Below are 23,975 nucleotides of genomic sequence, written 5' to 3' on the forward strand. Positions count from 1 at the left end.
AAGCTCCTTATTGCGGATTGACGATAGCGGCCGGGGTACGCAACACCAGCAGGCCGCCCAGGGCGATGAGCAGCGCCAGCACATAAAGGGCCAGGCTGGCGCTGTGAGTGGTGTCGCGCATCCAGCCGATCAGGTAGGGCGCGAGAAACGAGGCAATGCTGCCAAACGAGCTGATCAGGCCGATGCCGGCGGCGATGGCGCGCAGCGAGAGAAAGGCCGGCGGCAATTGCCAGAACATCGGCAGTGCGGCGCTGGCACCCATGCCGGCGATGATCAGCCCGGCCATGACCGGCACCGCGCTGGCTGGCGTGACGCCGGTCACGGCAATGCCAAGCGCGCACATCAGCAGCGGCACGCACAGGTGCCAGCGGCGTTCACGATGGCGGTCTGACGAGCGTGCGCAGGCGAGCATGAACAGCACACCGGCCAAGTAAGGAATCGCACTGAGCAGGCCGACCATGCTGTCGCGGCCAATGCCGGCGCCGTGAATCAGGGTCGGCATCCAGAATGCCAGGGTATTGACCGCCAGCATCACGGCAAAGTAGATCGCCACCAGCAGCCATACGTGAGCATCACGCAGGATCCCGGCGAACGAGGTGATGGTTTTGCGCTGCTCTTCGGCGGCCAGTTCTTCGCCCAGGCGTTGCTTCTGCTCAGCGCTGAGCCAGCCGACCTGGCTGAAATGCTCCGGCAGCACCCGCCAGACCAGCAAGCCGAGCAATACCACCGGCGAGCCCTCCAGGACAAACATCCACTGCCAGCCGCGCAGCCCGCCGGTGCCGTTGAACCACTCCAGGATGGCCCCGGACAGCGGGCCGCCAATCACTCCGGCCATCGGTACCGCAATCGCAAACAACGCGGTGATCTGCGCACGGCGGCGTGCCGGGTACCAGCGGTTGAGGTAGACCAGAATGCCCGGAAAGAACCCGGCCTCGGCCACCCCCAGCAAAAAGCGCAGGGTGTAGAAGTCGCTTGGGCTCTGGACCAGAAACATACCGGCAGACAACAGCCCCCAGACCACCATCAGGCAGGCGATCCAGCGACGTGGCCCGACCCGTTCCAGTGCCAGGTTGCTGGGCACCCCGAACAGCGCATAGGCGACGAAGAACAGCCCGGCACCCAGGCCATAGACGGTGTCGCTGAAGTGCAGGTCGGCACTCATTTGCATCTTGGCAAAACCAATGTTGATGCGGTCCAGGTGGGCGAACAGGTAGCACACCAGCAACAGTGGCATCAGCCGCCAGGTGACGGTGCGGTGCGTGGCGTCGCTGAGGTTGTGCTCAGCAGCGGCGCTTGCGGCAGAGTGGGTTGCGCTCATGGTCTTGTACTTTTTGTTGGTTGAGACGACACGGCTGGGTTCTTTGGCGGCAGTCAGGTGCTCTTGTTGAACAAGGGGTGCAGGCTGCTGTGCTTGCCGTCATAGACCTGGTTGTGGCTTTCATCGACCTGCAGGGTGATGCCCACCGGGCGTTGATCGAGGATCGGCTGCAGACGCTGGCGCAGCACGCTCAGCAGGTTGTCACCGACCGCTTTGTGCACCGCAGCGCTTCGACCGCTGCCCATGCGCAGGTTGGCGTATAAAAAGCCATAGTTGCCCTGGCCGTCAGCCACCGCGCTGTGCGCCGCCGGATAGGCCAGCACCCGGGTGCCGCCGGTGGGGAACACCGCCTTGCCGGTTTCATCGCGTTGTTCAAGCATGCTGTCGGCCAGCGCACGGCACAGGCCGGGAATATCGGCTTGGTGTTCCAGGTCGGCGGTGTAGAGCAGGACCAGATGGGGCATGAGGATGTGTTCCTGAATAGGGTTGCAATGCTGTGGGAGCGCCCGGGCGGCGATCGGTTTTGGTCGCGAATTTTCCAGGCGCCATGAATGCTGCGTCTGGAATGGCCCTTTCCCGGCTAAAGCCGGTCCTGCAGCCGGTCCTGCAACCAGTGCCGCGACCGGTTTTACAGCCGGCTCGTGGACACCACCGCCGCCGGATTGGCGGCCTGGGCCGGTGGAATCGCCGAGCCATCCTGCGGCGTGACCGGGAACAGCGCGTTGATCTGCCCGGTGCCCGAGGAGCCGAAGTAGGGCGTCAGCACTTCGGCTTTGCCGTCATAGTCCGACCAGCCCAGTGCACCAAGCAGCATCGCGGTGTCATGCATGAAGCCTTCGCCGTGACCCTTGGCTGCGTATTCGGGGAGCATGCCGCAGAACTCCGGCCACTCGGCGTTTTCCCACATCTTCACCACGCGGTGGTCGAGGGTTTCCAGGAACGGGCTCCAGACTTTGGTGGCAAAGTCCGGCGCCTGGCCGTTCTGGGCGAAGCGGTGTGACAGCGAGCCGCTGGCCAGGAACGCCACGGTGCCGTCGTAGTGATCCTCGACCGCTTTGCGCATGGCCCAGCCCAGCCGTGCGCTGTCGTTGAGGTAATGCGAGGTGCACAGCGCCGAGACCGAAATCACCTTGAAGTGCTGGTCCTGGTTCATGTAACGCATCGGCACCAGGGTGCCGTATTCCGGCCCCAGAGTCGTGGCGTGGTGGGCCATGGTCTCGACGTTGAAGCGGTTGCACTCTTGCGCGAGCAGCTTGCCCAGTTCGGTGTTGCCGGGGAATTCGTACTCCATGTTGCTGATGAAGTGTGGCAGTTCATTGCTGGTGTACACGCCTTTGAAATGCGGCCCGCACAGCACGTGATAATTGGCATTGACCAGCCAGTGGGTGTCGAACACCACGATGGTGTCGACGCCCAGTTCGCGGCAGCGTCGGCTGATCTCGTGATGCCCGTCGATCGCCGCCTGACGAAAGCCCTGGCGCGGGCCGGGCAGCTCCGACAGGTACATCGACGGAACGTGAGTGATCTTGGCAGCCAGAGCAAGTTTGCCCATGGTGGTTCTCCCGGTTTTTATTGTTAATTGAGCGCCAACCGGCAAGCTACAAGCCAGAAGCGTTACGCTCTTTCTTGCAGCTTGTCGCTTCAAGCTTGCAGCTGCCTTATACCCCCCAGCGCGGGATGTGGTGGCTGCCCATTGAAATACACACGTTCTTGATTTCAGCAAATACTTCAAAGCTGTACTGGCCGCCTTCACGGCCGGTGCCTGAACCCTTCACGCCGCCGAATGGCTGGCGCAGGTCGCGCACGTTCTGGCTGTTGATGAACACCATGCCAGCTTCGATGCCTTGTGCCAGGCGGTGAGCCTTGCCGATGTCCTGGGTCCAGATGTACGAGGCCAGGCCGTACTCGGTGTCGTTGGCCAGATGCAGAGCCTCGGCTTCGTCCTTGAACGGGATCAGGCACACCACCGGGCCGAAGATCTCTTCCTGGGCAATGCGCATCTTGTTGTTCACGTCGGCGAACACGGTGGGCTGAATGAACTGCCCCTTGGCCAGGTGCGCAGGCAGGTTGGCCGGACGCTCCAGGCCACCTGCCAGCAGGGTGGCGCCTTCTTCGATGCCGATCCTGATGTAGCCGGTGACTTTGTCGTAGTGCGCCTGGGTGATCATCGAGCCGACTTGAGTCTTCGGATCAGTTGGATCACCGACAATCAGCCGTTTGGCGCGGGCCGCGAATTCAGCAACGAACTGCGGGTAGACGCTTTGCTGAATGAAGATCCGGCTGCCGGCGGTGCAGCGTTCGCCGTTGAGCGAGAAGATGGTGAACAGCGCCGCATCCAGGGCGCGGTCCAGATCGGCGTCTTCGAAAATCAGTACCGGCGACTTGCCGCCCAGCTCCATGGAGTATTTTTTCAGGCCGGCGGTCTGCATGATCTTGCGCCCGGTGGCGGTGCCGCCGGTGAACGAGATGGCACGTACGTCCGGGTGGCGAACCAGTGCGTCGCCAGCGGTTGCGCCATAGCCCTGGATCACGTTGAACACGCCGTTGGGAATGCCGGCTTCAACGGCCAGACGGCCCAGTTCGTTGGCGGTCAGCGGTGACAGCTCGGACATTTTCAGAACCGCAGTGTTGCCCAGCGCCAGGCACGGCGCGGTTTTCCAGGTCGCGGTCATGAACGGCACGTTCCACGGCGACACCAGGCCACAGACACCCACCGGCTGGTACAGGGTGTAGTTGAGCATCTGGTCGTCCACCGGGTAGGTGTGGCCGTCCATGCGGGTGCAGACTTCGGCAAAGAAATCGAAGTTATGCGAGGCGCGGGGGATCAACACGTTCTTGGTCTGATGGATCGGCAGACCGGTGTCCAGGGTCTCCAGTTCGGCCAGCTTCGGCACGTTCTGGTCGATCAGCTCGCCGAGCTTGCGCATCAGCCGGGCGCGTTCTTTGGCCGGCGTGTTGGCCCACTTAGGGAAGGCTTCCTTGGCCGCAGCTACCGCCTGGGCGACTTCCTCGGCGCCGCCGCTGGCAACTTCGCCGATGGCTTCGCCGGTGGCCGGGTTGTAGTTGACGAATACGTCTTTGCTTTCGACCTCACGGCCATTGATCCAGTGTTTGATCATGCTGCTCACGCCTTATTGTTCTTGAAGAAATCAGCTTCGCTGACGATTCGGTTGACCAGCCGGCCGACGCCTTCGACTTCCACCACCACCTCATCGCCCGGCAGCACATCGGCCAGGCCCTCGGGCGTGCCGGTGGCGATCATGTCGCCCGGTTGCAGGGTCATGAAGCTGGACAGGTATTCGATCAGGTAAGGGATATCGAAAATCATGTCAGCGGTGGTGCCTTCCTGCTTCAGCTCGCCGTTGATCCAGGTCCGCAGCTTGAGGTTGCTTGCGTCTGGCACATCGGCTACGTCGACGATGTACGGCCCGACCGGGGTGGTGGCGTCGCGGTTCTTGACCCGCAGGTTGGGCCGGTAGTAGTTCTCCAGGTAATCGCGGATCGCATAGTCGTTGCACACCGTGTAACCGGCCAGATACTGCAAGGCGTCTTCACGCTTGACGTTACGTGCCGGCTTGCCGATTACCGCCACCAGCTCACACTCGTAGTGCATGTAGGCGACGTTGTCCGGGCGCCAGCTGATTTGCCGGTGGCCGGTGTAGGTGCCCGGCGACTTGACGAAGGCCAGTGGCTCGGTGGGCGGCGCGAAGGCCAGTTCTGCGGCGTGATCGGCGTAGTTCAGGCCCAGCGCGAACATGTTGCCGGTGGCCGGTGGCAGCCACTGCACCTGGTCCTCAACCAGCACGCGGCCATCGGCCAGACGCACACTCAGACTGGTGTCATCGCCGACTTCGACCTGCACGTTGTGGACCTGGCCTTCAAAGCCAATGCGAGCGTGTTTCATGGGCGTGGCTCCTGTTCGGCGACGATGCTGTTGCTCAGTCGGCCCAGGCCGCTGATCTGCACCTCGACACGGTCACCGGGCACGACATCGACGCGGCCTTCCGGGGTGCCGGTGATCAACACATCGCCTTCGTGCAGGGTCATGAACTCGCTGATTTCGGCGATCAGTTGCGGGACATTGCGCACCCAGTTGGCGGTGCTGTTTTGCTGGCGCAGTTCGCCGTTGACGAACAGTTCCAGGGTCAGTTGGCCGGCGTCCGCCACCTGCGCGGCAGGCACCAGTTCAGGGCCCAACGCGCAGAAACCATCGCGGCACTTGGCCTTGACCGCCGGGCGGTAATAGCTGTCTTCGGGCAGGCTGAACTCATTGACGATCAGGTAACCGGACACATGCGCCAGGGCATTCTCAAGGCTGACCCGGCTGGCCGACTTGCCGATCACCACACCCAGCGCGGGGCCGGCCTGCAGGCGTTCGCCGCGCGGCTGGATGACCTGGCCTTGATGGCTGTTGCGGGTATTGGGGGTCTTGATGAACAGCACCGGTTTGACGGGCGGCTGCTTGTAAGGCGCTTGCTCGAATTCGGCGAGACGCTGCTCCAGCAGACCCTGATAGTTCAGCGCAACGCCGAGCAGGGTGCCATGGGCGACGTCGTGCAGGGCACGGGTCATGTTGTTCTCCTGGCAGTGATCGGGCAGCGGCTGCCAGATCGTTTACTTGTTAATGTATTAACTTTATAAGTTAAGATGTTAATGATCGTCAAGTGCCAGGCACTGGTATGCGTCGCGCAAAAGGCGGAGCATGGCTGCAGGCGCACTGACGCTGGAAAACAACAACGAGAATGATCAGATGAACGATCGACAGCCGATCCCCAACATCAACATCGGTCAGGTCTATGACCAGCGCTACAGCGATGCCGAGGTGCATTACGACAAGCTGGGCAACCTGGCGGGCTTCTTCGGCCGTAACATGCCGGTGCATCGGCATGACCGTTTCTTTCAGGTGCATTACGTCAACAGCGGCAGCGTGCGGGTGTATCTGGATGACCAGCAATACGTCGAGTCCGGCCCGATGTTCTTCCTGACTCCGCCGACCATCGCGCATTCGTTCGTCACCGAACCCGACAGTGACGGCCACGTCCTGACCGTGCGTCAGCAGCTTGTCTGGAACCTGATCGAGGCAGACCCCAGCCTGGCACCGGGGCCGCAACTGCCGGCCGCTTGCGTGGCGCTGTCGCAACTGGGGCCGGCGTTCGCCGCAGAGATTCGCCGTCTTGAATTTCTGTTCGAGGAACTGCGTGAGGAAATCAACGACCGGCGTGCCGGACGCGGCACCGCGCTGGACAGCCTGACCCAGTTGATCATGACCAGCCTGCTGCGGCTGTGTGCCCGTTCGCTGCAAGCGCGGCCTGCACGTCATGAAGACCTGCAGATTTTCCACCGTTTCAACGAACTGATCGAAAGCCATTATCTGGAGCACTGGGCGTTGCCGCGTTATGCCAGTGGCATTGGCGTGACCGAGGCGCGGCTCAATGATGTTTGCCGGCGCATCGCCGACCTGCCGTCCAAGCGGCTGATTCTTGAGCGGCTGATGCAGGAGGCGCGGCGCCTGCTGTTGTTCACTGGCCTGTCGGCCGTTGAGATCTGCTACCGGCTGGGCTTCAAGGACCCGGCGTACTTCAGCCGCTTTTTCCTGCGCTATGCCGGGATGAGCCCCGGCGAGTACCGGCACAGCCAGGCGCACGCTCATGATCAATCTCCTGCGCAGGAGTGAAAATGTGGGAACAAGCTCGCTCGCGAAGGCGGCATTACGCCCGGTGATCTATCCCTGAATGCGACAAGCGTGGTGTCTGGCGCTGATGATGGGCGCGCCGGCCCTTGCGGAAAATGCCTTTTCGCCGGTTGCGCTGGTACTTTTCAAAGCGGCGCTACTTGCCAGCGGATCAGGCAAGAAATCCAGCGTAATGAGCTACCCGGTTTGCCCAGGCTCTGGGTAAATAACCTGTCTATAGTTTTCCAGCCAGGCTCTGCTGCGCGGAGTGCTGGCCATGAATATTAAAAAGCAGTTCACCCACCGGGATTAGCGCCATGCAGTTGAATATCAACGACAAGACCTATGAGGTCGAGGCCGAGGCGGGCACCCCGTTGCTCTGGCTGATTCGCGACGACATCGGACTGACCGGCACCAAGTACGGCTGTGGCCTGGCGCAATGCGGCGCCTGTGCGGTCATGGTCGACGGCATGCTGGTGCGCTCCTGCGTCACGCCGGTCGAGGGTGTGGTCGGTCGCAAGATTCGCACCATCGAAGCGATAGAAGACGACGAGCTCGGTCAGCGGGTTGTCGCTGCCTGGGTCAAGCATCAGGTGGCGCAGTGCGGTTATTGCCAGTCCGGCCAGGTCATGGCTGCCACCGCGTTGCTCAAACGCTCGCCCAATCCGTCGCCAGAGGAGGTCAGTGCGGCAATGACCCACCTGTGCCGGTGCGGAACCTATAACGCAATCCAGGCGGCGATTGCTGATCTTTCCAGCGGACCTGCTTGAACCCGCGCGTTTTCGACCTCATTCGATGGAAGAACAAAACATGGCAAGGCACAACCGACCTACCGGTGCCGACGGTCAATTTCCGTTGGCAGAACCGGTCAATATCTCGCGGCGTGGCTTTCTTCTGGCCTCGGCAGGTCTTGGCGCTGGCGCGCTGGTGATTGGCTTCGGCCTGCCGCTCAGGGAGGCGCGTGCCGCTCAAGGCCCGGCGGCAATGGCGCCCGGTGCACGGGTGCCGGCGTTTCTGGAAATTCGTCCGGACAACAGCATCCACTTCAAGAGCCCCTTCGCGGAGGGCGGGCAGGGGATTTTCACCGGCCTGGCGCAAATCGTCGGTGAAGAGCTGGACGCCGACCCGCAGCGCTTTGTCGTGGCAATGGCCCCGCCCGGTGGCGACTACAAGGTCATGGACATAGGCGCGCGTTTTACCGGCGGCAGCATGTCGGTGCGGTCGAGCTACACCACCATGCGCAAGCTCGGCGCCGCCGCACGCCTGATGCTGCTGGAGGCCGCCGCCGAACAGTGGTCGGTGCCGGTGGCGCAACTGACCACCGAGCCTGGCCGGGTCATCCACCAGGCGTCGGGCCGCTCGGCAAGCTACGGCGAATTGGCCGGTGCCGCGCTGGACCGGCCGGTTCCCGACCCTGAGCGAGTGCAACTCAAAGACCCGCAGCAGTTCCGCTGGATCGGCAAGCCGGTGGCGCGCCTGGACGTGCGCGACAAGTCCACTGGCAAGGCGGTGTATACCATCGACTGCCGGGTCGATGACATGCTGCAGGCGGCTATCCAGCACGCGCCGCGGCTCGGCCTGGAAGTACAGCAAGTGCGCAACCAGGCGCAGGTCCAGGCGCTGCCCGGTGTCCATTCGGTGCATGTGCTGCCCGGCGCCGTCGCGGTCGTCGCGCAGCGCTGGTGGACTGCCAAACGGGCCGTCGAAGCGCTGCAGGTCGAGTGGCGAGAGCCGCAAGACAATACCGCCATGCGCTACATGCCGGCGGACTTTTCCAGCGCGGCGTACCTCAAGCAGCTCAAGGACGATCGCGACCCCGGTCAAGACAGTGAGGTCGAGGGTGATCCGGTCAAGGCCTTTGCCGGTCCCGGCAAGACCGTGAGCGCCACTTATCATACCCAGAACCTGCACCACGCCCAGCTGGAGCCGCCCTCGGCGCTGGCGCGTTTCAACGCTGACGGCGGGCTTGAGGTGTGGCTGCCTAACCAGGCCCCGGATCTGTTTCTGGCCGAGATCGTCAAATTGACGGGCCTTGAGCCGTCGCGCATCACCCTGCATTCACCGTTGCTGGGCGGTTTCTTCGGTCGGCACTTTATCTACCCGAGTGCTTCGCCTTACCCGCAGGCGATCTTGCTCGCGCAAGCGGTCGGGCGTCCGGTCAAGGTGATCTGGAGCCGTGAGCAGGAGTTCTTGCGTGACCCGTTGCGACCGATGTCAGTGGTGCATCTGCGCGGTCACGTCAACGCCGAGGGATTGCCGGTCGCGCTTGAGGCAATCACCGTCACTGAAGGGCCGACCGAAGGCATCGCCAACAAACGCGGTGAGAAAATCGACCCCACGGCTGTGGAAGGGCTGACCGGCAAGCAATACCGCATCCCTGACCGGCGCATTGCCCAGCGTTACCGCAAAACGCCGCTGTCGCTGGCCTACTGGCGTTCGGTGGGCAACTCGATCAATGACTTTGTCTACGAAGCCTTTCTCGATGAACTGGCCGATGCCGGCAAGCAAGACCCCTTTGAATTGCGGCTGCGGCTGTTGCAGGGCAATCAGCGGCTGACCCACTTGCTCAACGCGGTGGCCAGCCTGGCCGGCGGCTGGAAGCGCGGCCCGTTTACCGCAGAAGATGGCAGCCGGCGGGCGAGGGGGGTTGCCATGGCCTCGCCGTTCGGCACCGAGGTGGCGGTGATTGCCGAGGTGTCGATTCACAACGGCCAGGTCAAGGTGCACGACATCTGGCAGGCGATCGATCCGGGCAGCATCGTCAACCCGGCAATTATTGAGGCGCAGGTCAACTCCGCGGTGGCGCTCGGGCTGTCGCAGACCCTGATCGAAGAGGCGCAATACGAAGAGGGCCAGCCGCTGGCGCGTAATTACGACCTGTATCGGATCTTGCCGCTGAGCATGATGGCCAGGGTGCATGTCACGGTGATCGAGAGCGGCGCCAAGATGGGCGGGATCGGCGAGCCGCCGTTGCCGGCCGTGGCACCGGCAGTGGCCAATGCCGTCGCCAGATTGACCGGGCAGCCGATTCGCAGCATGCCCCTGTCGCACTATCGCTTCGACACCTGAGCAAGGAATCAGCCGTTGAACAGAACAACACGCTATCTGCTGGTGGTCGGTGTCGCGGTGGCTGCGGGCCTGGCCTGGTTTGTCACCCGCACACCCCATTCGCCGCTGGATAACCAGACGCCGGCAGCGGCCACGCCTGAACTGATCCAGCGCGGCGAATACGTCGCCCGGCTCGGCGACTGTGTGGCCTGCCACAGCACGCCCAAGGGCGCGCCGTTTGCCGGCGGCTATGAAATGGCCACGCCCATGGGCTCGATCTTCACCACTAACATCACCCCCGACCCGCAGACCGGGATTGGCCGCTACAGCCTGGCCGACTTCGACCGGGCGGTACGCTCCGGGGTGGCCGCCGACGGGCATCGGCTGTACCCGGCGATGCCGTATCCGTCGTATGCCAAGTACAGCGATGAAGACATTCGCGCGCTCTATGCCTTCTTCATGCATGGGGTAAAGCCGGTACAGCAGGCCAATCAGCCGGGCAAGATTGCCTGGCCGCTGAACATACGCTGGCCCATCGCACTGTGGAACGCCATGTTTGCCCCGCAAGGCGCCTATCAGGACAAAGCCGGCCAGGATGCGCTGTGGAATCGCGGCGCCTACATCGTTCAGGGACCGGGCCACTGCGGCAGTTGCCACACGCCACGCGGGCTGGCCATGAACGAGCAGGGCATGGATGAAAGCAGCCCGCGGTACCTCAGTGGTGCGTTGCTCGATGGCTGGTATGCACCGAGCCTGCGCCAGGACCCTAACACTGGACTGGGGCGCTGGAGCGAAGGCGAGATTGTCCAGTACCTGCAAAACGGCCGGAACGTTCACAGCGTGGTCACCGGGACCATGACCGAGGCCTTCAACAACTCGACCCAGTACATGACCGACCACGACCTGGCCGGTATTGCCCGCTACCTGGCGTCATTACCCGGCGACCCACAACGCGACGGGCCGGCCTGGGACCCGGCGCGCGCCCAGGCCTTGACCGCCAGTGACATGCAAAAACCGGGGGCGGCCAATTACGTGGCCAAGTGCAGTTCCTGCCACGGCATCGACGGTCGCGGTCAGGGGCAGTGGATGCCGCCGCTGGCCGGTGCGTCGTCATCGATGGCCAAACACAGCGCCACCAGCATCAACGTGGCCTTGAATGGCTCGGACCGGGTCGTGGCGCAGGGCATGCCCGATGCCTATCGCATGCCGCCTTATCGCAATCAACTGAACGATCAGGAAATGGCTGACGTCTTGACCTTCATCCGCAGCAGCTGGGGCAATCAGGGTGGGCCGGTGACGCCTGCCGAGGTGGCTGAACTGCGCGAGCGAACCCGCGCGGCGAGCAGCAATCCGATCATTCTGCAGATGCGCTGATCACGGCCGAGCAAGGAGATCGAAGATGGAAAGCGTTGACCTGCTGGTACTGCGCACCGCTTCAGGCTGGCTGGCTGAAGGGCGGCGGGTGCTGCTGGCCACAGTGGTCAGGACCTGGGGTTCATCGCCGCGCCCGGTGGGCTCGATGATGGCGTTGCGTGATGACGGTCGCACCGCTGGCAGCGTCTCGGGTGGCTGTATCGAGGATGACCTGATTCATCGTTACAGCGCCGCCTTCAGCACTCAACCGATGCCCGTTGGCGCACCCCAAGTGGTGCGCTACGGGGTCAGTGCTGATGAGGCGCATCGTTTCGGTTTGCCGTGCGGCGGCACCCTTGAACTGGTGTTGGAATTCGAGCCTGACCAAGCGTCACTGGCGCACCTGCTGGCCGCGCTGGATGACGGCGTATTGATGCGCCGCACGCTGGGCATGGCCACGGGTGATGTCACGCTGGTGCCTGCCAACCAACCCGAAGCCTTGCAGTTCGATGGCGCGACCCTGATCAATACCCTGGGGCCGGCGTACCGGATGCTGCTGATCGGCGCCGGGGCACTGGCCGAGTACCTGGCGACCATGGCCTTGTTCAGTGGTTTTCGGGTCACGGTCTGCGACCCGCGTCATGAATATCGGGCCGGCTGGTCGGTGGCCGGAGCTGAACTGGTGACCGGCATGCCGGATGACGAGGTGCTGGCCTTCAGACCGGATGTGCGCAGTTGCGTCATCGGCCTGACCCATGACCCGAAACTCGACGACCTGGCGCTGCTGGCCGCGCTGGACAGCCCGGCCTTTTACGTTGGTGCCATCGGTTCGCGGCGCAACGACCGCAGCCGTCGTGATCGACTGATCGAGCATTTCGGCCAGAGCGAAGCCTCGTTGCAACGCTTGCATGGCCCGGTCGGCATCTTCATCGGCAGCAAGACCCCGGCAGAAATCGCCGTGAGCATCATGGCTCAGGTACTGGCGATCAAGAACGGCGTGTGCCTGCCCGACACCCTGTCGGTGGCGCACGGCAAGCAGCAGCTGGAACGCAATACGACCGACGCGGCCTGAGCCTTCCGGCAGGCCGATCGGGGGTTCGGAACCGGTCAATCGTTTACTTGTTAACCAGTCGTCGGCTATAGTCCTCGGCCATCATCCGAACCCTCCCACCGCCGGTCCTGCACCGGCTATTGTGTAGACCATGCCCAGCCCCAGACCCTCTCTGACCCTTACCCTGCTGCAGGCCCGTGAAGCAGCGATGGCGTTCTTTCGTCCGTCATTGAACGAACATGGCCTGACCGAACAACAATGGCGGGTCATTCGCATCCTCAACCAGCAGGGTGAAATGGAGAGCTACCAACTGGCCGAGCAGGCCTGCATCCTCAAGCCGAGCATGACCGGCGTGCTGGCGCGCCTGGAGCGCGACGGCATTGTACGGCGCAGCAAACCGGCCCATGACCAGCGACGCATGCTGGTCAGCCTGACCGAGCAGGGCCAGCAGTGCTTCGTCTCGATGAGCGAAGACATGGAGCGCAACTATCAGCGCATCCAGGCGCAGTTCGGCGAAGACAAGATGCAGCAATTGCTGGAGCTGCTGCGCGAGCTCAAACGCATTGAGCCGTGATTCACAAGGGTAACCTTGGAGGGGTAATGCTGATCCGTTAAGGACAACGCGGTTCCTGTGGGAGCTGGCTTGCTAGCGAAAGCGGCTGCACATTCGCAGCAGATGCGGTGACTTTGCCGGCCTCTTCGTCGGAATGCCGCCCAGACCAAGGTCGCTCCCACAAAGGCAGATAGCGCTTATCCGAACAGTATTGGCTCTAGCCGGGAAGCCTTCGCGGATAAATCCGCTCCTACGGCGCCCGTCATCCGCACACGCCGTTGTGCAAGCACACAACAACGCGGCCATACCGTCGTGCAAACCGCCAAAGAGTTTTTGTTGACGCACCCCTATGATCAACGGGCTGCCCATAACAACAACATCCTTCAAGGACTCCACACCATGTCCAACTCGCCGACTCGCGAGGCTGACGACGTGCAAGGCAATCTTGTCTACCGTCGCATCACCCTGCGTCTGATCCCCTTCATTTTCATCTGCTACCTGTTCAACTACCTGGACCGCGTCAACGTCGGTTTCGCCAAGCTGCAGATGCTCGACGCCCTGAAGTTCAGCGAAACGGTCTACGGCCTGGGCGCCGGGATCTTCTTTATCGGTTACGTGCTGTGCGGCCTGCCCAGCAACCTGGCCTTGAACCGCTTCGGGCCGCGGCGCTGGATCGGCCTGATGATGATCACCTGGGGCACGTTCTCGACCTGCCTGCTGTTTGTCACCACGCCGATGGAATTTTATGTGCTGCGCTTTCTGACCGGCATGGCCGAAGCCGGCTTCTTCCCCGGCATCGTGCTGTACCTGTCGCGCTGGTACCCCAACCAGCGGCGCGGTCGGATCATGGCGCTGTTCATGTCGGCGATTCCGGTGTCCGGCCTGCTTGGCGGGCCGTTCTCCGGCTGGATCCTCAACCACTTCGCCCATGGCCAGGGCGGCCTGGATGGCTGGCAGTGGATGTTTCTGATCCAGGGCCTGCCGACCGTGTTGCTCGGCCTGCTGGCCTTCAAGCTGCTGTGCGACAAGGTCGAAGACGCCCGTTGGTTGAGCGCCGAACAACAGCAACGGGTCAGGAGTGATGTGGCCAATGACGAGTTGAACCGCCCGAAACAGGCCAGTTCGTCGCTGGCCAGCGTGCTGACCATGCCGCTGATCTGGACCCTGGGCTTTATCTACTTCTGCATCCAGAGCGGGGTGTATGCCATCAACTTCTGGCTGCCCTCGATCATCAAGAACCTGGGCTTCAGCGATGCGCTTGTGATCGGCTGGATCAGTGCGATCCCTTACCTGCTGGCCGGGGTGTTCATGCTGTTGGTGGGGCGTTCGGCCGACTTGCGCAACGAGCGGCGCTGGCACCTGGTGGTGCCGATGCTGATGGGCGCGGCGGGGCTGATGATTGCCGCCAACTTCGCCAGTGTGCCGGTGATCGCCATTGCCGGCCTGTGCATTGCCACCATGGGCGCGCTGACCGGTCTGCCGATGTTCTGGCCGTTGCCGACCGCGTTGCTCAGCGCCAGCGTGGCCGCCGGCGGCCTGGCCTTGATCAACTCCATCGGCCAGATGGCCGGGTTTCTCAGCCCTTATCTGGTGGGCTGGATCAAGGATCAGACCGGTTCGACCACCGCCGCGCTGTATGCGCTGGCGGCGTTGACCATTGTCGGCAGCCTGGTGGCGCTGCGTCTGAGCCGGCCTGCCTCGGTTCCGGCAACGGCGGCCACCTGACCCGCGTTACCAGCGATAGCTCAGGGTACTGACCAACTGGCGTTCGTCACCGTAGCGGCAGATGGCGAACTCGCAATAGGTGTAGCGCTTGTTGGTCAGGTTGTTGGCGTTGAGCGCGACTTCCCAGTGTGGGTCGATCTCGTAGCTGGCCCGCGCATCGAACAGGGTGTAGGCCGGCATGCCTGACGGGACGCCCGAAGCCTGGGTGCTGCCCTTGTAACGGGCGCCGCCGCCGATGCGCAGATTGGGGATACCCAGCGCGTGCAGGCGGTAGTCGGCCCACAGCGCGGCCTGGTGATACGGGCTGTCTTCGCTGCGCTGGCCGATTTCTGCGGCCACGTTACTCTTGGTGATGCGTGCATCGATGTAGGCGTATGAGGCGATCAGGCTCAGGTTCGGCACAGGTTCAGTGCGTGCTTCGAGTTCCAGGCCACGGGAACGGACTTCACCGGTCTGCACCGAGAAATTGATGTCGGTGCGGTCCTGGGTCAGGACATTCTGTTGGGTCAGTTCATAGACCGCTGCGCTGAGCAGAGTGTTGCTGCCCTCGGGCTGATAACGGATACCGACTTCGTACTGCTTGCCTTCGGTAGGCACGAACGCCACGCCGTCACGGTCAGTGCCGGCCACCGGGAAGAATGACTCGCTGTAGCTCAGGTACGGTGCCAGGCCATTGTCGGCCTTGTACACCAGGCCCACACGCCAGGTGGTGGATTCATCGCTCTGGCTGCTGTGGCTCTGGTTGCGAAACAGTTTGGTGCTCTGGTCGGCCCAGTCATGCCGCCCCCCGAGCAGCAGAACCCAGCGCTCGTCGAACTTGATCTGGTCCTGCCAGTAAATGCCTTTTTGCAGGGTGTCTATTTGCGAGCCACGATCGGTTGCCGGGTTGCGGTTAACCACCACCGGCTGGCCGTATTGCGGGTTATTGAGGTTCAGCGACGGCGCGTTGCCACGGAAGTTGTGTGAGTCATAGCTGCTGTCATAGGCGTCGAAACCCAGCAGCAAGGTGTGCTGCCAGTTGCCGAACTGCCACTGGCTTTGCACATTGGTATCGCTGGCCAGCGCGCGCGAACGTTCGCGGCGGTCGCTGTACTGGCGGCCGAGAGTCCCGGTATTGAGGGCATTGGCCAGTGTCGCTGTGTTGACTTGCAGATAACGCCAGGTCACGTCAGCTTCGTAGTAGCGCAGCTTGTGGCTGACTTTGGTGTGTTCATCGAAGCGGTGGTCGAACTCATAGCCGAGCGCCGACATATTGCCATCCATGCGGTCGTAATCCGGCTCACCGATAAAATCGTGGCGGCCGATGGCGAACGGGCTGTCACCCACGCCCTTGGTCAATTGCCAGGGCAGTGGCGCCGAGAAACCCGTTGCGGTTTTCTGATAGAACGACAGCAGTGTCAGCGAGGTGTCTTCGGTCGGTTGCCAGGTCAGGGCCGGCGCAATGTAGAACTTGTCATTGTCGATATGATCGGCGCTGGTCTGGCTGTCGCGCTCCAGCACGGTCAGCCGGTAACTGAGGGTGTCGCTGTCGCCCAAGGGACCGGTGAAGTCGCCGGACAACTGCTTGCGGTCATGCTCACCGAGCTGCGCGTTGACTTCATTCCAGGAGGTCTGGCTGGGGCGCTTGCTGACTGCGTTGATCAGCCCGCCCGGCGACAACTGGCCGTAGAGCACCGAGGCGGCGCCGCGAACCACTTCGGCGCGTTCCAGGCCGTAGGGTTCCTGCACGCCATCGTAAGAGTTGTTCTGCAAACGCAGGCCGTCGCGCAGCGATCCACCGGTGGCTGACTCAACGTCAAAGCCGCGAATCCGGAATCGGTCGGCGGTGCGGTTGAAGCTGGTGGGCTGGCTGGTAAAACCGGGGGTGAGGTCCAGACTCTGCGAAAGCGTCTCCGCTTGCCGGTCACGAATCTCATCGCTGGTGGCCACCGACAGTGACTGCGGGGTTTCGGTAATGGGCGTGTCGGTCTTGGTCGCGCTCAGGTTGCGTTTGGCCACGTAGCCCTGTACGTGGCCGGTGGCGGTTTGTTCGGTCGTGGCGCCAATCGCGGTGGGCGCCAGCTCCAGGCTGTCGCCGGCCTGCAGCGCCGGGGTCAGCAGATAGCCGTTGGCACCACGCAGCGCCTGGTAGCCGCTGCCCTGCAGAATCCGTGCAAAGCCTTCATCGACCCCATAGCTGCCTTGCAGGCCCTGGCTTTGCACACCGGCGACTGTTTGCGGGTTGAACATCAACGCCACGCCGCTGTGCTGAGCGAAGCGGCTCAACACCTGGGCCAGCTCACCAGCAGCGATGTTGTAAGACTGAGCCTGCTGCTGAGCGTGTGCAAAGGGTACGCCCAGGCCGAGCAACGCGCTGCTGGCCAGGCTGATGGTCAGCGCCAGAGGCGCCAGGCGGCAGGGGAAGGTCTGGGGCGTGTCCAGCGGCATGGAAGGCAGTCCTGTCTTGTGGGTTGTCCTTCCTTGACGCAGGGCTTGAGCAAAGCGGAACCGCAGCAGAATTTATTTTGCTGCCGAGGCCGCAATCCGTTCGACCTGCAACCACCAAGGCCCGTAAGATTCGATACGCACTGGCAACACGTCGCTGATCAGGCGCATGGCCTGCTGCGGGTTATCCAGCGGCAGCACCGCCGAGACGCGCAGATCGGCCAGTTGCTGGCGGTCGAACTGCACATGGCCGCGATACTGGCGGGCCAGTTCATCGAGCACTTCAGGCAACGGCCGGTCATCCACCACCAGTTGATGGCGTTGCCAGGCAGCCGACAACGCCGCCGGGTCGATGCTGCTGAGCCGTTGCACCTGCTCGCGGGTGATTCGAACCTGCTCGCCGGCACTGACCTGGGTCTCTTCAGGCGCCAGCGCAGTGCGCGCAGCCACTTTGGATTCGAGCATGCTCAGCAGCGTTGAGTCGTGTTCACGCTTGACCGTAAAGCGCGTGCCGAGGGCGCGCATGCGTCCGTCTTCGGTCACCACCGTGAAGGGGCGCTGGTGGTCACGGGCCACATCAATGAGGATTTCACCGCGCAGCAGTTTGATCTGTCGCTGGTTGTGGCTGAAGTCGATGTCCACCGCGCTGTTGCCGCTCATGACCAACCGCGAACCATCATCCAGAGTCAGCTGTTGCCACTGCGCCGGCGCACTGCGTTGATCGGCGAGCAGCACCGCAGGCGGATAGCTGCGCAGCAGCAGGGCCAGTGGCAAGGCCAGCAACAGCGCCCAGGTCGCGCCGCGCAGCGGCAAGCGTCGGCGCGCCACCGCGCCGGCATTCAGCGCCGCCCGGGCCGGTGCCTGCCTGGCGCGTAATGACTGCACGCCGCCAACGAAGGTCTGCAGCCGCTCGAAAGCCGCCGCATGCCGCGCATCGATTGCTTGCCAGTGTTCGAACTGTTGTCGCTCGGCATCCGTAAGCGGGCCGTCGGTGCAGCGGATGACCCAGTCGGCGGCCTGCTGCTCGATGTTTTGCAAAGGAGTCATGCCGGTTCAGACGTCCAGCGCATGATTGCAATGCACCAGCGCATTGAGCAGATGCTTGCGCACCATGCGCTCGCTGATGCCCAACTGGCTGGCTATCTCGGCCTGACGCCGGCCTTCGAGGAAATACAGCAGGAACACCTGGCGGGCGTTGTCATGCAGACCGTCGAGCACGAAGGTGATGTGCTCCAGCGATTCCAGGGTCAGCAGAATCTGCTCCGGCGACTGCTGGCAGTGCTCCAGCACATCGGCAGTCAACGCCAGCTCGCGCAGGTAGGCGTCCTCGATCTTGCGCCGCCGGGCGCGGTCGATCAGCAGATGCCGCGCCGTGGTGGTCAGAAACGCCCGCGGCTCACGCAACCGCCCGAGGCTTTCGCGCGAACCCATAATGCGCACAAAGGTGTCATGCGACAGGTCGGCGGCATTGTGCGGGCAGCCAAGCTTCTTGCGCAGCCAGGCGAACAGCCAGCCATGGTGCTCGGTGTAGAGCTCATGCACGGCTTGCTTGAGAGGGAGTTCGCTGGCGGCCATTGCGAATGCATCTGTAGATAAGAATTATTCGCAAGGTTAAACCAGCCTATGGCCATCAGCAAGGCGGGCGTGCCGGGTCAGGGCATAAGTGCCTGTCATGGACGCAGATGCACAGTATTTCTACCCACACGATTCTGCTTCAAAACAGCCTCCTGAAACACAAAGTCACATTTATTAAAAGTGAAAGTTACAGCTTACGTTTGGCGGGTCGCCGCCGAAAACGAATGGACGGTGCAGGCTTGATCACCGCAAGCCGACAGCGCTCGTTCGTTCACCATCAAGACAAGGAAGCAGCAAATGGCAGTAATCAATGGAACAGCCGGCGAAAATATACTGATCGGCACAGATGAAGATACTTATGAACTGCGGATTTCGGTCGACGGCCCGCATGGCACTGCCTTGCCCGCGGGCATTAACAAACTGACTTATGTTGGTGAGGGCGCTTTCACGGGCATTGGTAACGATGCCGATAACATTATTACCGGTGCGGCAGGCGACGATACTTTTTACGGCGGTGCTGGCGCTGATCAATTTATCGGTGGTGCTGGCTACGATACGGTGCGCTATTCCGACAGTATGGAAGCAGTGACTATTGATCTGCACACGGGGGAGCATTCCGGTATCGCTGCAGGCGATACCTTTACCGAGATCGAGGCAATCAGTGGTTCGTATTACGACGATACCTTCGTCGCTAATGGCAGTGCTATGGATGTCGATGGCGGCCATGGTCAGGACACTGTCGATTATTCGGCATCGACTGAAGGGGTGAATATCGAGACTCGCGCCGACGGCAGTGTGGTCGTTACAAGCATCGCCGCCGAGGGCAGTGCGCTGATTGATATCGAGAGGCTAATCGGTTCTGCATTTGATGACAGCTTTATCAGCAATGCGGACGCTTGGGCAGCGTACATCACGTTTGAAGGTGGCGCTGGCGACGACACCTATTACATCAACGGTACAGAAACACCGCCCATTGTCGAACACGCTGATGGCGGCATCGATGAAGTGCGGGTGTCGGTTGGTAATCCAAATGGTACTGTCCTGGCCGCGAACATCGAGAATCTGACTTATGTCGGTGATCAGTCGTATCTTGGGGTTGGTAATGACGGTGATAACATCATTCGTGGTGGGGCGGGTGACGATGCGCTATTGGGCGGCGGTGGTAACGACATACTGATCGGCGGCGCAGGTGGCGATTGGTTCTCCGGCGGCGATGGCTACGATACCGTGAGTTATGTGGACAGCTCTGTCGGTTTGCAGATCAACAGTAAGACTTTAAATGCCAGTGATATTGCTGCAGGCGATTTTTATAGCGACATCGAGGCGATCAGAGGGTCTGACCACGACGATACGTTCTTCAGCGTTAGTGACTATGTTATCGATTTCGATGGCGGCGACGGTGTCGACACGATCGACTACTCAACTTCGTACGAGGGGATCAACGTTGACGTGCGCGAGGGTGCCGGTGCGGTGGGCATCGGCGGAGAGGCTGAAGGTAGCACGCTGACCAATATTGAGATTGTCATCGGATCAAACGCCAATGACACCTTTACCAGCGGAGCAGACAGTCGCGGTACAGCCATCACGTTTGAAGGCAACGCCGGTGATGATATCTATTACATCGACACTGCGATCACACCGACCATTATTGAAGAAGAGTTTGGCGGCATTGACGAAGTTCGTGTTTCGGTAAGCAACCCGAACGGCACTGTGCTGGCCGCGAACGTAGAAAATCTGATCTACACCGGTAATGAAGCGTTCATCGGCATCGGTAACGACAGCAGTAACGTCATCACGGGTGGCGCGGGTGTTGATTCGCTGTACGGCGGTGCTGGCGATGACACCATTACTGTCACCCATGGCCTGGCCGATGGCGGCGATGGCAATGACCAACTGACCGGTACGGGCACGGGCTTCTCGCTACTGGGCGGTGCGGGTGACGATCAACTGGTGTTCAAGGCCAGTGGTTCGGCCAACGGCGGAGAGGGCGATGATTTCTATAGGGTAGAGACCTCGGATCTGGTAACGATTCGGGACGTCAGCAGCAGTTACTCCGATACGTTGTTTTTGAACATCAGCAATAGCCAACTGCTGGTTGATCGTGTCGGCGATGACCTATACCTGCATAGCTCTGTCTTTACTGCGGTAGAGACTCCGCAAGAGGGCGTACTTCTGACGGATTGGTTTGCCGGCTACGATAGCATTGAGCATATCTATACCTCGGATAATTCCCGCATTTATCTGACCGGTCAGGGTACGGCAGACTTCGTAATGGGTTGATTACCTGTCACTTTTCCCTGAAGTCTAAGACTGCTGGCAGTAAGTATGAGCGGTGTCTGCTCTTTAGTTGGCTCATCGACAAATACCTTGCTTTCGGGGGCGGGTTCTGATTCAAGAAATATCTTCGATAAACGTAAAGTAATATTTATTCATAATGAGTTTTGCGCCTTACATTCCGGCTGCCGCAGCCGAAAACGAATGGACCGTGTCGACTTCCCTCTCGAAATGACAACGCGCTCATTCATCATCAAGACAAGGAAGCAGTAAATGGCAGTTATCAATGGGACAAGCGGGGCAGATACGCTGACGGGCACCAGTGACAGTGATCAGATCAACGGTTTGGCCGGTAATGATGTGATCCATAGCAGTGCCGGGGCGGACAAGATCGTGGGTGGCGTCGGAACGGATACAGTTGATTACTCGAAGTCTGCCGAAGGCATCAGTATAGATGTGCGGGCAGGCGTCGGACTGGCCGGACGGGGCGGAGATGCTGAAGGGGATATTCTGGAAACCGTCGAGAAAGTCGTCGGCTCGGTCTTCAACGATACCCTTGCCATTGGGGCGATTGCAACAATGGTCACCCTGGAAGGCGGTGCGGGTGATGATACCTACATCATCGGCCACGACGGCACGCCGATCATCGTCGAGCAGGCCAATGGTGGCAATGATGAAGTGCGCGTGACAGTGCTGAGTAAGCAGAATACCAGACTGGCAGATAACATCGAACGCCTGACCTATGTTGGCAATGGCGCGTTCACTGGTTACGGCAACGCTCTCGACAACATCATCACCGGAGGATCGGGTGGCGACAAGCTGTACGGTGGTGCTGGTGCCGATCAGTTTATCGGCGGTGCCGGTAACGACACCGTAGGCTATGACGACAGCACAACGGGTGTGTCCATCAATCTCAAGACCGGTGAGAAGAGCGGTATCGCAGCCGGTGATACTTATACCGACATCGAGGTGATCTGGGGCTCGAATGCCAATGACACGTTTGTTGGTGACGGCAGCGGTATGGACTTCAATGGCCTGGGGGGTATCGACACGGTCGATTACTCAGGCTCGGCCAGTGCAGTGGATGTGTCGGTAAGTGTGGGCAATGTACGAGCGGGAATCGGCGGTGATGCCGAAGGTACCGTCCTCAACAATATCGAACGTATCGTCGGCTCGGCCTTCAACGACACCCTTGCCATTGGGACGATTTCAACAATGGTCACCCTGGAAGGCGGTGCGGGTGATGATACCTACATCATCGGCCACAACGGCACGCCGATCGTTGTTGAGCAGGCCAATGGTGGCAATGATGAAGTGCGCGTGACAGTGCTGAATCAGCAGGGTACCAGATTGGCGGATAACATCGAACGCCTGACCTATGTTGGCAACGGCGCGTTCACTGGTTACGGCAACGCTCTCGACAACATCATCACCGGAGGATCGGGTAACAACACACTCTATGGCGGTGCGGGAGACGATCAAATCATCGGAGGAGCAGGTAGCGATACCCTAAATGGCGGTGAGGGTGCAGATCAGCTTATCGGTGGCGCTGGCTACGATACGGCTGGCTATGCTGATAGCATTAGTGCCGGTGTGACGGTCAATCTCAAAACGGGTATCCACAGTGGTTTTGCTGCGGGGGATACCTACGTTGATATTGAAGCGATCAGCGGATCGAATTTCAATGACGTTTTCTATGCCGACAGTTCTTCCACCGGGTGGAATGGCGTAGTCGGCCAAGACATGGTGACCTATGAGTTGTCCGAAACTGCAGTGACCGTCGACTTGTTCACCGGCACCAACGCAGGGGACGCAGATGGCGACACTTACGCTAGCATCGAGATCATTCAGGGCAGCACGTTCGGCGATACCCTGTCGGGCTCTCGTCTGGCGGACACTTTCATCGGTGGTGCTGGTGCTGACACCATTGATGGACGTGAGGGGCATGACAGCGTCTGGTACATCACCAGCGCCGCCGGGGTTACCATCAATCTGCAAACTCAATCCAATCAAGGCGGCGATGCTGAGGGTGATGTTTTATCAAACATCGAACGCTTAGTGGGTAGCCACTTCAATGATGCGTTGACCGGAGACGCTGGGGTCAATTATCTGGAAGGCGGTTTGGGCGACGATATTATCGAAGGCGGTGAGGGGGGCGATTACATATTTGGCGGGCTGGCATCCCAAATCGGTTCCTTCACTCTGGTTGGACAGACCAATGGACCCCAGGCAGACACCCTTTACGGCGGTAATGGGAACGACACCATTGTTACTGCTGCCAATGATCTGGGCAGTCGCGTGTATGGCGAAGCTGGCGGCGACGTTATCACGGTTGTCCATGGCATGGCTGATGGCGGGGATGGCAACGACGTGCTGACCGGTACGGGCTTGGACTTCTCGCTATTTGGCGGTTCGGGTAGTGACCAGTTGGTGCTTCACTCTAGCGGTTGGGCCAATGGCGGAGAGGGTAGCGATACCTATACTGTTAGAACGACGAAACTTGTGATGATTCAGGATGATGGTGCCAGCTATGGAGACAAACTGGTTTTGTCGCAAATCACAAGCAGCGAGCTCCTGTTTGACCAGATTGGCAACGATCTCTACCTGCATCGTTACAGCTTGGCCGCTGGGCAGACGCCACAGGAAGGGGTTCTGCTCAAGGACTGGTTTGCTGGCTACGACACCATCGAGCATGTTCAGACTGCCGATATGCAGCTCATCAGTCTGTCAGGTCTCAGTCCTACGACATCTTCGTTAGCTTGATCTCAAACCACTGAACTAACCTAGCGGCAATACTGTTCGGTTAAGGAATATTTCAGTCTGACTCGGTCTCGGTGGAAGGGGGCTAGCCCCCGAAAGGGCTATCAAATCCGCCATATTTGCTAAGGATATACCGCAGCATTCGTCGGCAAGCCAAGTTCCCACCGGGTCCGCAGCGTTTATCCGAACAGTAATGAACCTAGCGGCAAAAAGGGATGAGCCC

The 23,975-nt window shown here is 60.9% G+C and carries 18 protein-coding genes; 9 read left to right on the forward strand and 9 right to left on the reverse strand.

Features of this window, described 5'->3' with window-relative positions:
• Positions 1 to 7 precede the first annotated feature (7 nt).
• From PSCI_RS17190 to PSCI_RS17215, 6 genes are all read right to left on the reverse strand, one after another.
• A complete protein-coding gene (locus PSCI_RS17190) occupies positions 8 to 1,318 on the reverse strand; it encodes an MFS transporter (RefSeq protein WP_045489284.1) in 1,311 nt (436 codons plus the stop codon).
• Between the two features lie 53 nt (positions 1,319 to 1,371).
• Positions 1,372 to 1,782, reverse strand: coding sequence for a 5-carboxymethyl-2-hydroxymuconate Delta-isomerase (locus tag PSCI_RS17195; protein WP_045489288.1), 411 nt, complete (start codon positions 1,780 to 1,782; stop codon positions 1,372 to 1,374).
• A 164-nt stretch (positions 1,783 to 1,946) separates the two neighbouring features.
• Positions 1,947 to 2,870, reverse strand: a complete 924-nt coding sequence (hpaD, locus tag PSCI_RS17200; RefSeq protein WP_045489290.1) for a 3,4-dihydroxyphenylacetate 2,3-dioxygenase — start codon at positions 2,868 to 2,870, stop codon at positions 1,947 to 1,949.
• Between the two features lie 106 nt (positions 2,871 to 2,976).
• Entirely contained in the window at positions 2,977 to 4,437 is a 1,461-nt protein-coding gene (gene hpaE / locus PSCI_RS17205) for a 5-carboxymethyl-2-hydroxymuconate semialdehyde dehydrogenase (protein WP_045494491.1), read from the reverse strand.
• Positions 4,438 to 4,442: 5 nt separating this feature from the next.
• Positions 4,443 to 5,222: a fumarylacetoacetate hydrolase family protein gene (locus tag PSCI_RS17210; protein ID WP_045489292.1), complete on the reverse strand. Its 780-nt coding sequence runs from the start codon at positions 5,220 to 5,222 to the stop codon at positions 4,443 to 4,445.
• On the reverse strand, positions 5,219 to 5,890 hold the full coding sequence (locus tag PSCI_RS17215; RefSeq protein WP_045489293.1) for a fumarylacetoacetate hydrolase family protein: 672 nt from the start codon (positions 5,888 to 5,890) through the stop codon (positions 5,219 to 5,221). Before PSCI_RS17215 ends, PSCI_RS17210 begins: the two co-directional genes overlap by 4 nt.
• A gap of 178 nt (positions 5,891 to 6,068) precedes the next feature.
• On the opposite strand from PSCI_RS17215, the gene hpaA reads away from it, so the two are divergent.
• From hpaA to PSCI_RS17250, 7 genes are all read left to right on the forward strand, one after another.
• A complete protein-coding gene (gene hpaA / locus PSCI_RS17220) occupies positions 6,069 to 6,992 on the forward strand; it encodes a 4-hydroxyphenylacetate catabolism regulatory protein HpaA (protein ID WP_045494493.1) in 924 nt (307 codons plus the stop codon).
• 314 nt (positions 6,993 to 7,306) lie between these two features.
• On the forward strand, positions 7,307 to 7,759 hold the full coding sequence (locus tag PSCI_RS17225) for a (2Fe-2S)-binding protein (protein WP_045489296.1): 453 nt from the start codon (positions 7,307 to 7,309) through the stop codon (positions 7,757 to 7,759).
• A 40-nt stretch (positions 7,760 to 7,799) separates the two neighbouring features.
• Positions 7,800 to 10,058, forward strand: a complete 2,259-nt coding sequence (locus PSCI_RS17230) for a xanthine dehydrogenase family protein molybdopterin-binding subunit (protein WP_045494496.1) — start codon at positions 7,800 to 7,802, stop codon at positions 10,056 to 10,058.
• A 15-nt stretch (positions 10,059 to 10,073) separates the two neighbouring features.
• Complete coding sequence (locus PSCI_RS17235) at positions 10,074 to 11,411, forward strand: c-type cytochrome (RefSeq protein ID WP_045489299.1); 1,338 nt, start codon at positions 10,074 to 10,076, stop codon at positions 11,409 to 11,411.
• A gap of 25 nt (positions 11,412 to 11,436) precedes the next feature.
• A complete protein-coding gene (locus tag PSCI_RS17240) occupies positions 11,437 to 12,462 on the forward strand; it encodes an XdhC family protein (RefSeq protein WP_045489302.1) in 1,026 nt (341 codons plus the stop codon).
• A gap of 130 nt (positions 12,463 to 12,592) precedes the next feature.
• Positions 12,593 to 13,015: a homoprotocatechuate degradation operon regulator HpaR gene (gene hpaR, locus PSCI_RS17245; RefSeq protein ID WP_045489305.1), complete on the forward strand. Its 423-nt coding sequence runs from the start codon at positions 12,593 to 12,595 to the stop codon at positions 13,013 to 13,015.
• Between the two features lie 378 nt (positions 13,016 to 13,393).
• Complete coding sequence (locus PSCI_RS17250) at positions 13,394 to 14,719, forward strand: MFS transporter (RefSeq protein WP_045489308.1); 1,326 nt, start codon at positions 13,394 to 13,396, stop codon at positions 14,717 to 14,719.
• A gap of 6 nt (positions 14,720 to 14,725) precedes the next feature.
• Here PSCI_RS17250 and PSCI_RS17255 read toward each other — a convergent pair whose 3' ends face one another.
• The 3 genes from PSCI_RS17255 to PSCI_RS17265 all read right to left on the reverse strand — a co-directional run bounded on the left by PSCI_RS17255 (position 14,726) and on the right by PSCI_RS17265 (position 18,718).
• Complete coding sequence (locus PSCI_RS17255; RefSeq protein WP_052483414.1) at positions 14,726 to 17,146, reverse strand: TonB-dependent siderophore receptor; 2,421 nt, start codon at positions 17,144 to 17,146, stop codon at positions 14,726 to 14,728.
• 72 nt (positions 17,147 to 17,218) lie between these two features.
• Positions 17,219 to 18,190, reverse strand: coding sequence for a FecR family protein (locus PSCI_RS17260; RefSeq protein WP_045489310.1), 972 nt, complete (start codon positions 18,188 to 18,190; stop codon positions 17,219 to 17,221).
• 6 nt (positions 18,191 to 18,196) lie between these two features.
• Positions 18,197 to 18,718, reverse strand: coding sequence for a sigma-70 family RNA polymerase sigma factor (locus PSCI_RS17265; RefSeq protein ID WP_045489313.1), 522 nt, complete (start codon positions 18,716 to 18,718; stop codon positions 18,197 to 18,199).
• 297 nt (positions 18,719 to 19,015) lie between these two features.
• Between PSCI_RS17265 and PSCI_RS17270 the strand changes: the two genes are divergently transcribed.
• Together PSCI_RS17270 and PSCI_RS17275 are read left to right on the forward strand one after the other, a co-directional pair.
• Positions 19,016 to 20,998: a calcium-binding protein gene (locus tag PSCI_RS17270; protein WP_045489314.1), complete on the forward strand. Its 1,983-nt coding sequence runs from the start codon at positions 19,016 to 19,018 to the stop codon at positions 20,996 to 20,998.
• A gap of 267 nt (positions 20,999 to 21,265) precedes the next feature.
• On the forward strand, positions 21,266 to 23,755 hold the full coding sequence (locus PSCI_RS17275; protein WP_052483415.1) for a beta strand repeat-containing protein: 2,490 nt from the start codon (positions 21,266 to 21,268) through the stop codon (positions 23,753 to 23,755).
• Positions 23,756 to 23,975: the final 220 nt, after the last annotated feature.

Origin of the sequence: Pseudomonas sp. StFLB209 (assembly GCF_000829415.1) — a bacterium.
In the GTDB taxonomy this organism is placed as follows: domain Bacteria; phylum Pseudomonadota; class Gammaproteobacteria; order Pseudomonadales; family Pseudomonadaceae; genus Aquipseudomonas.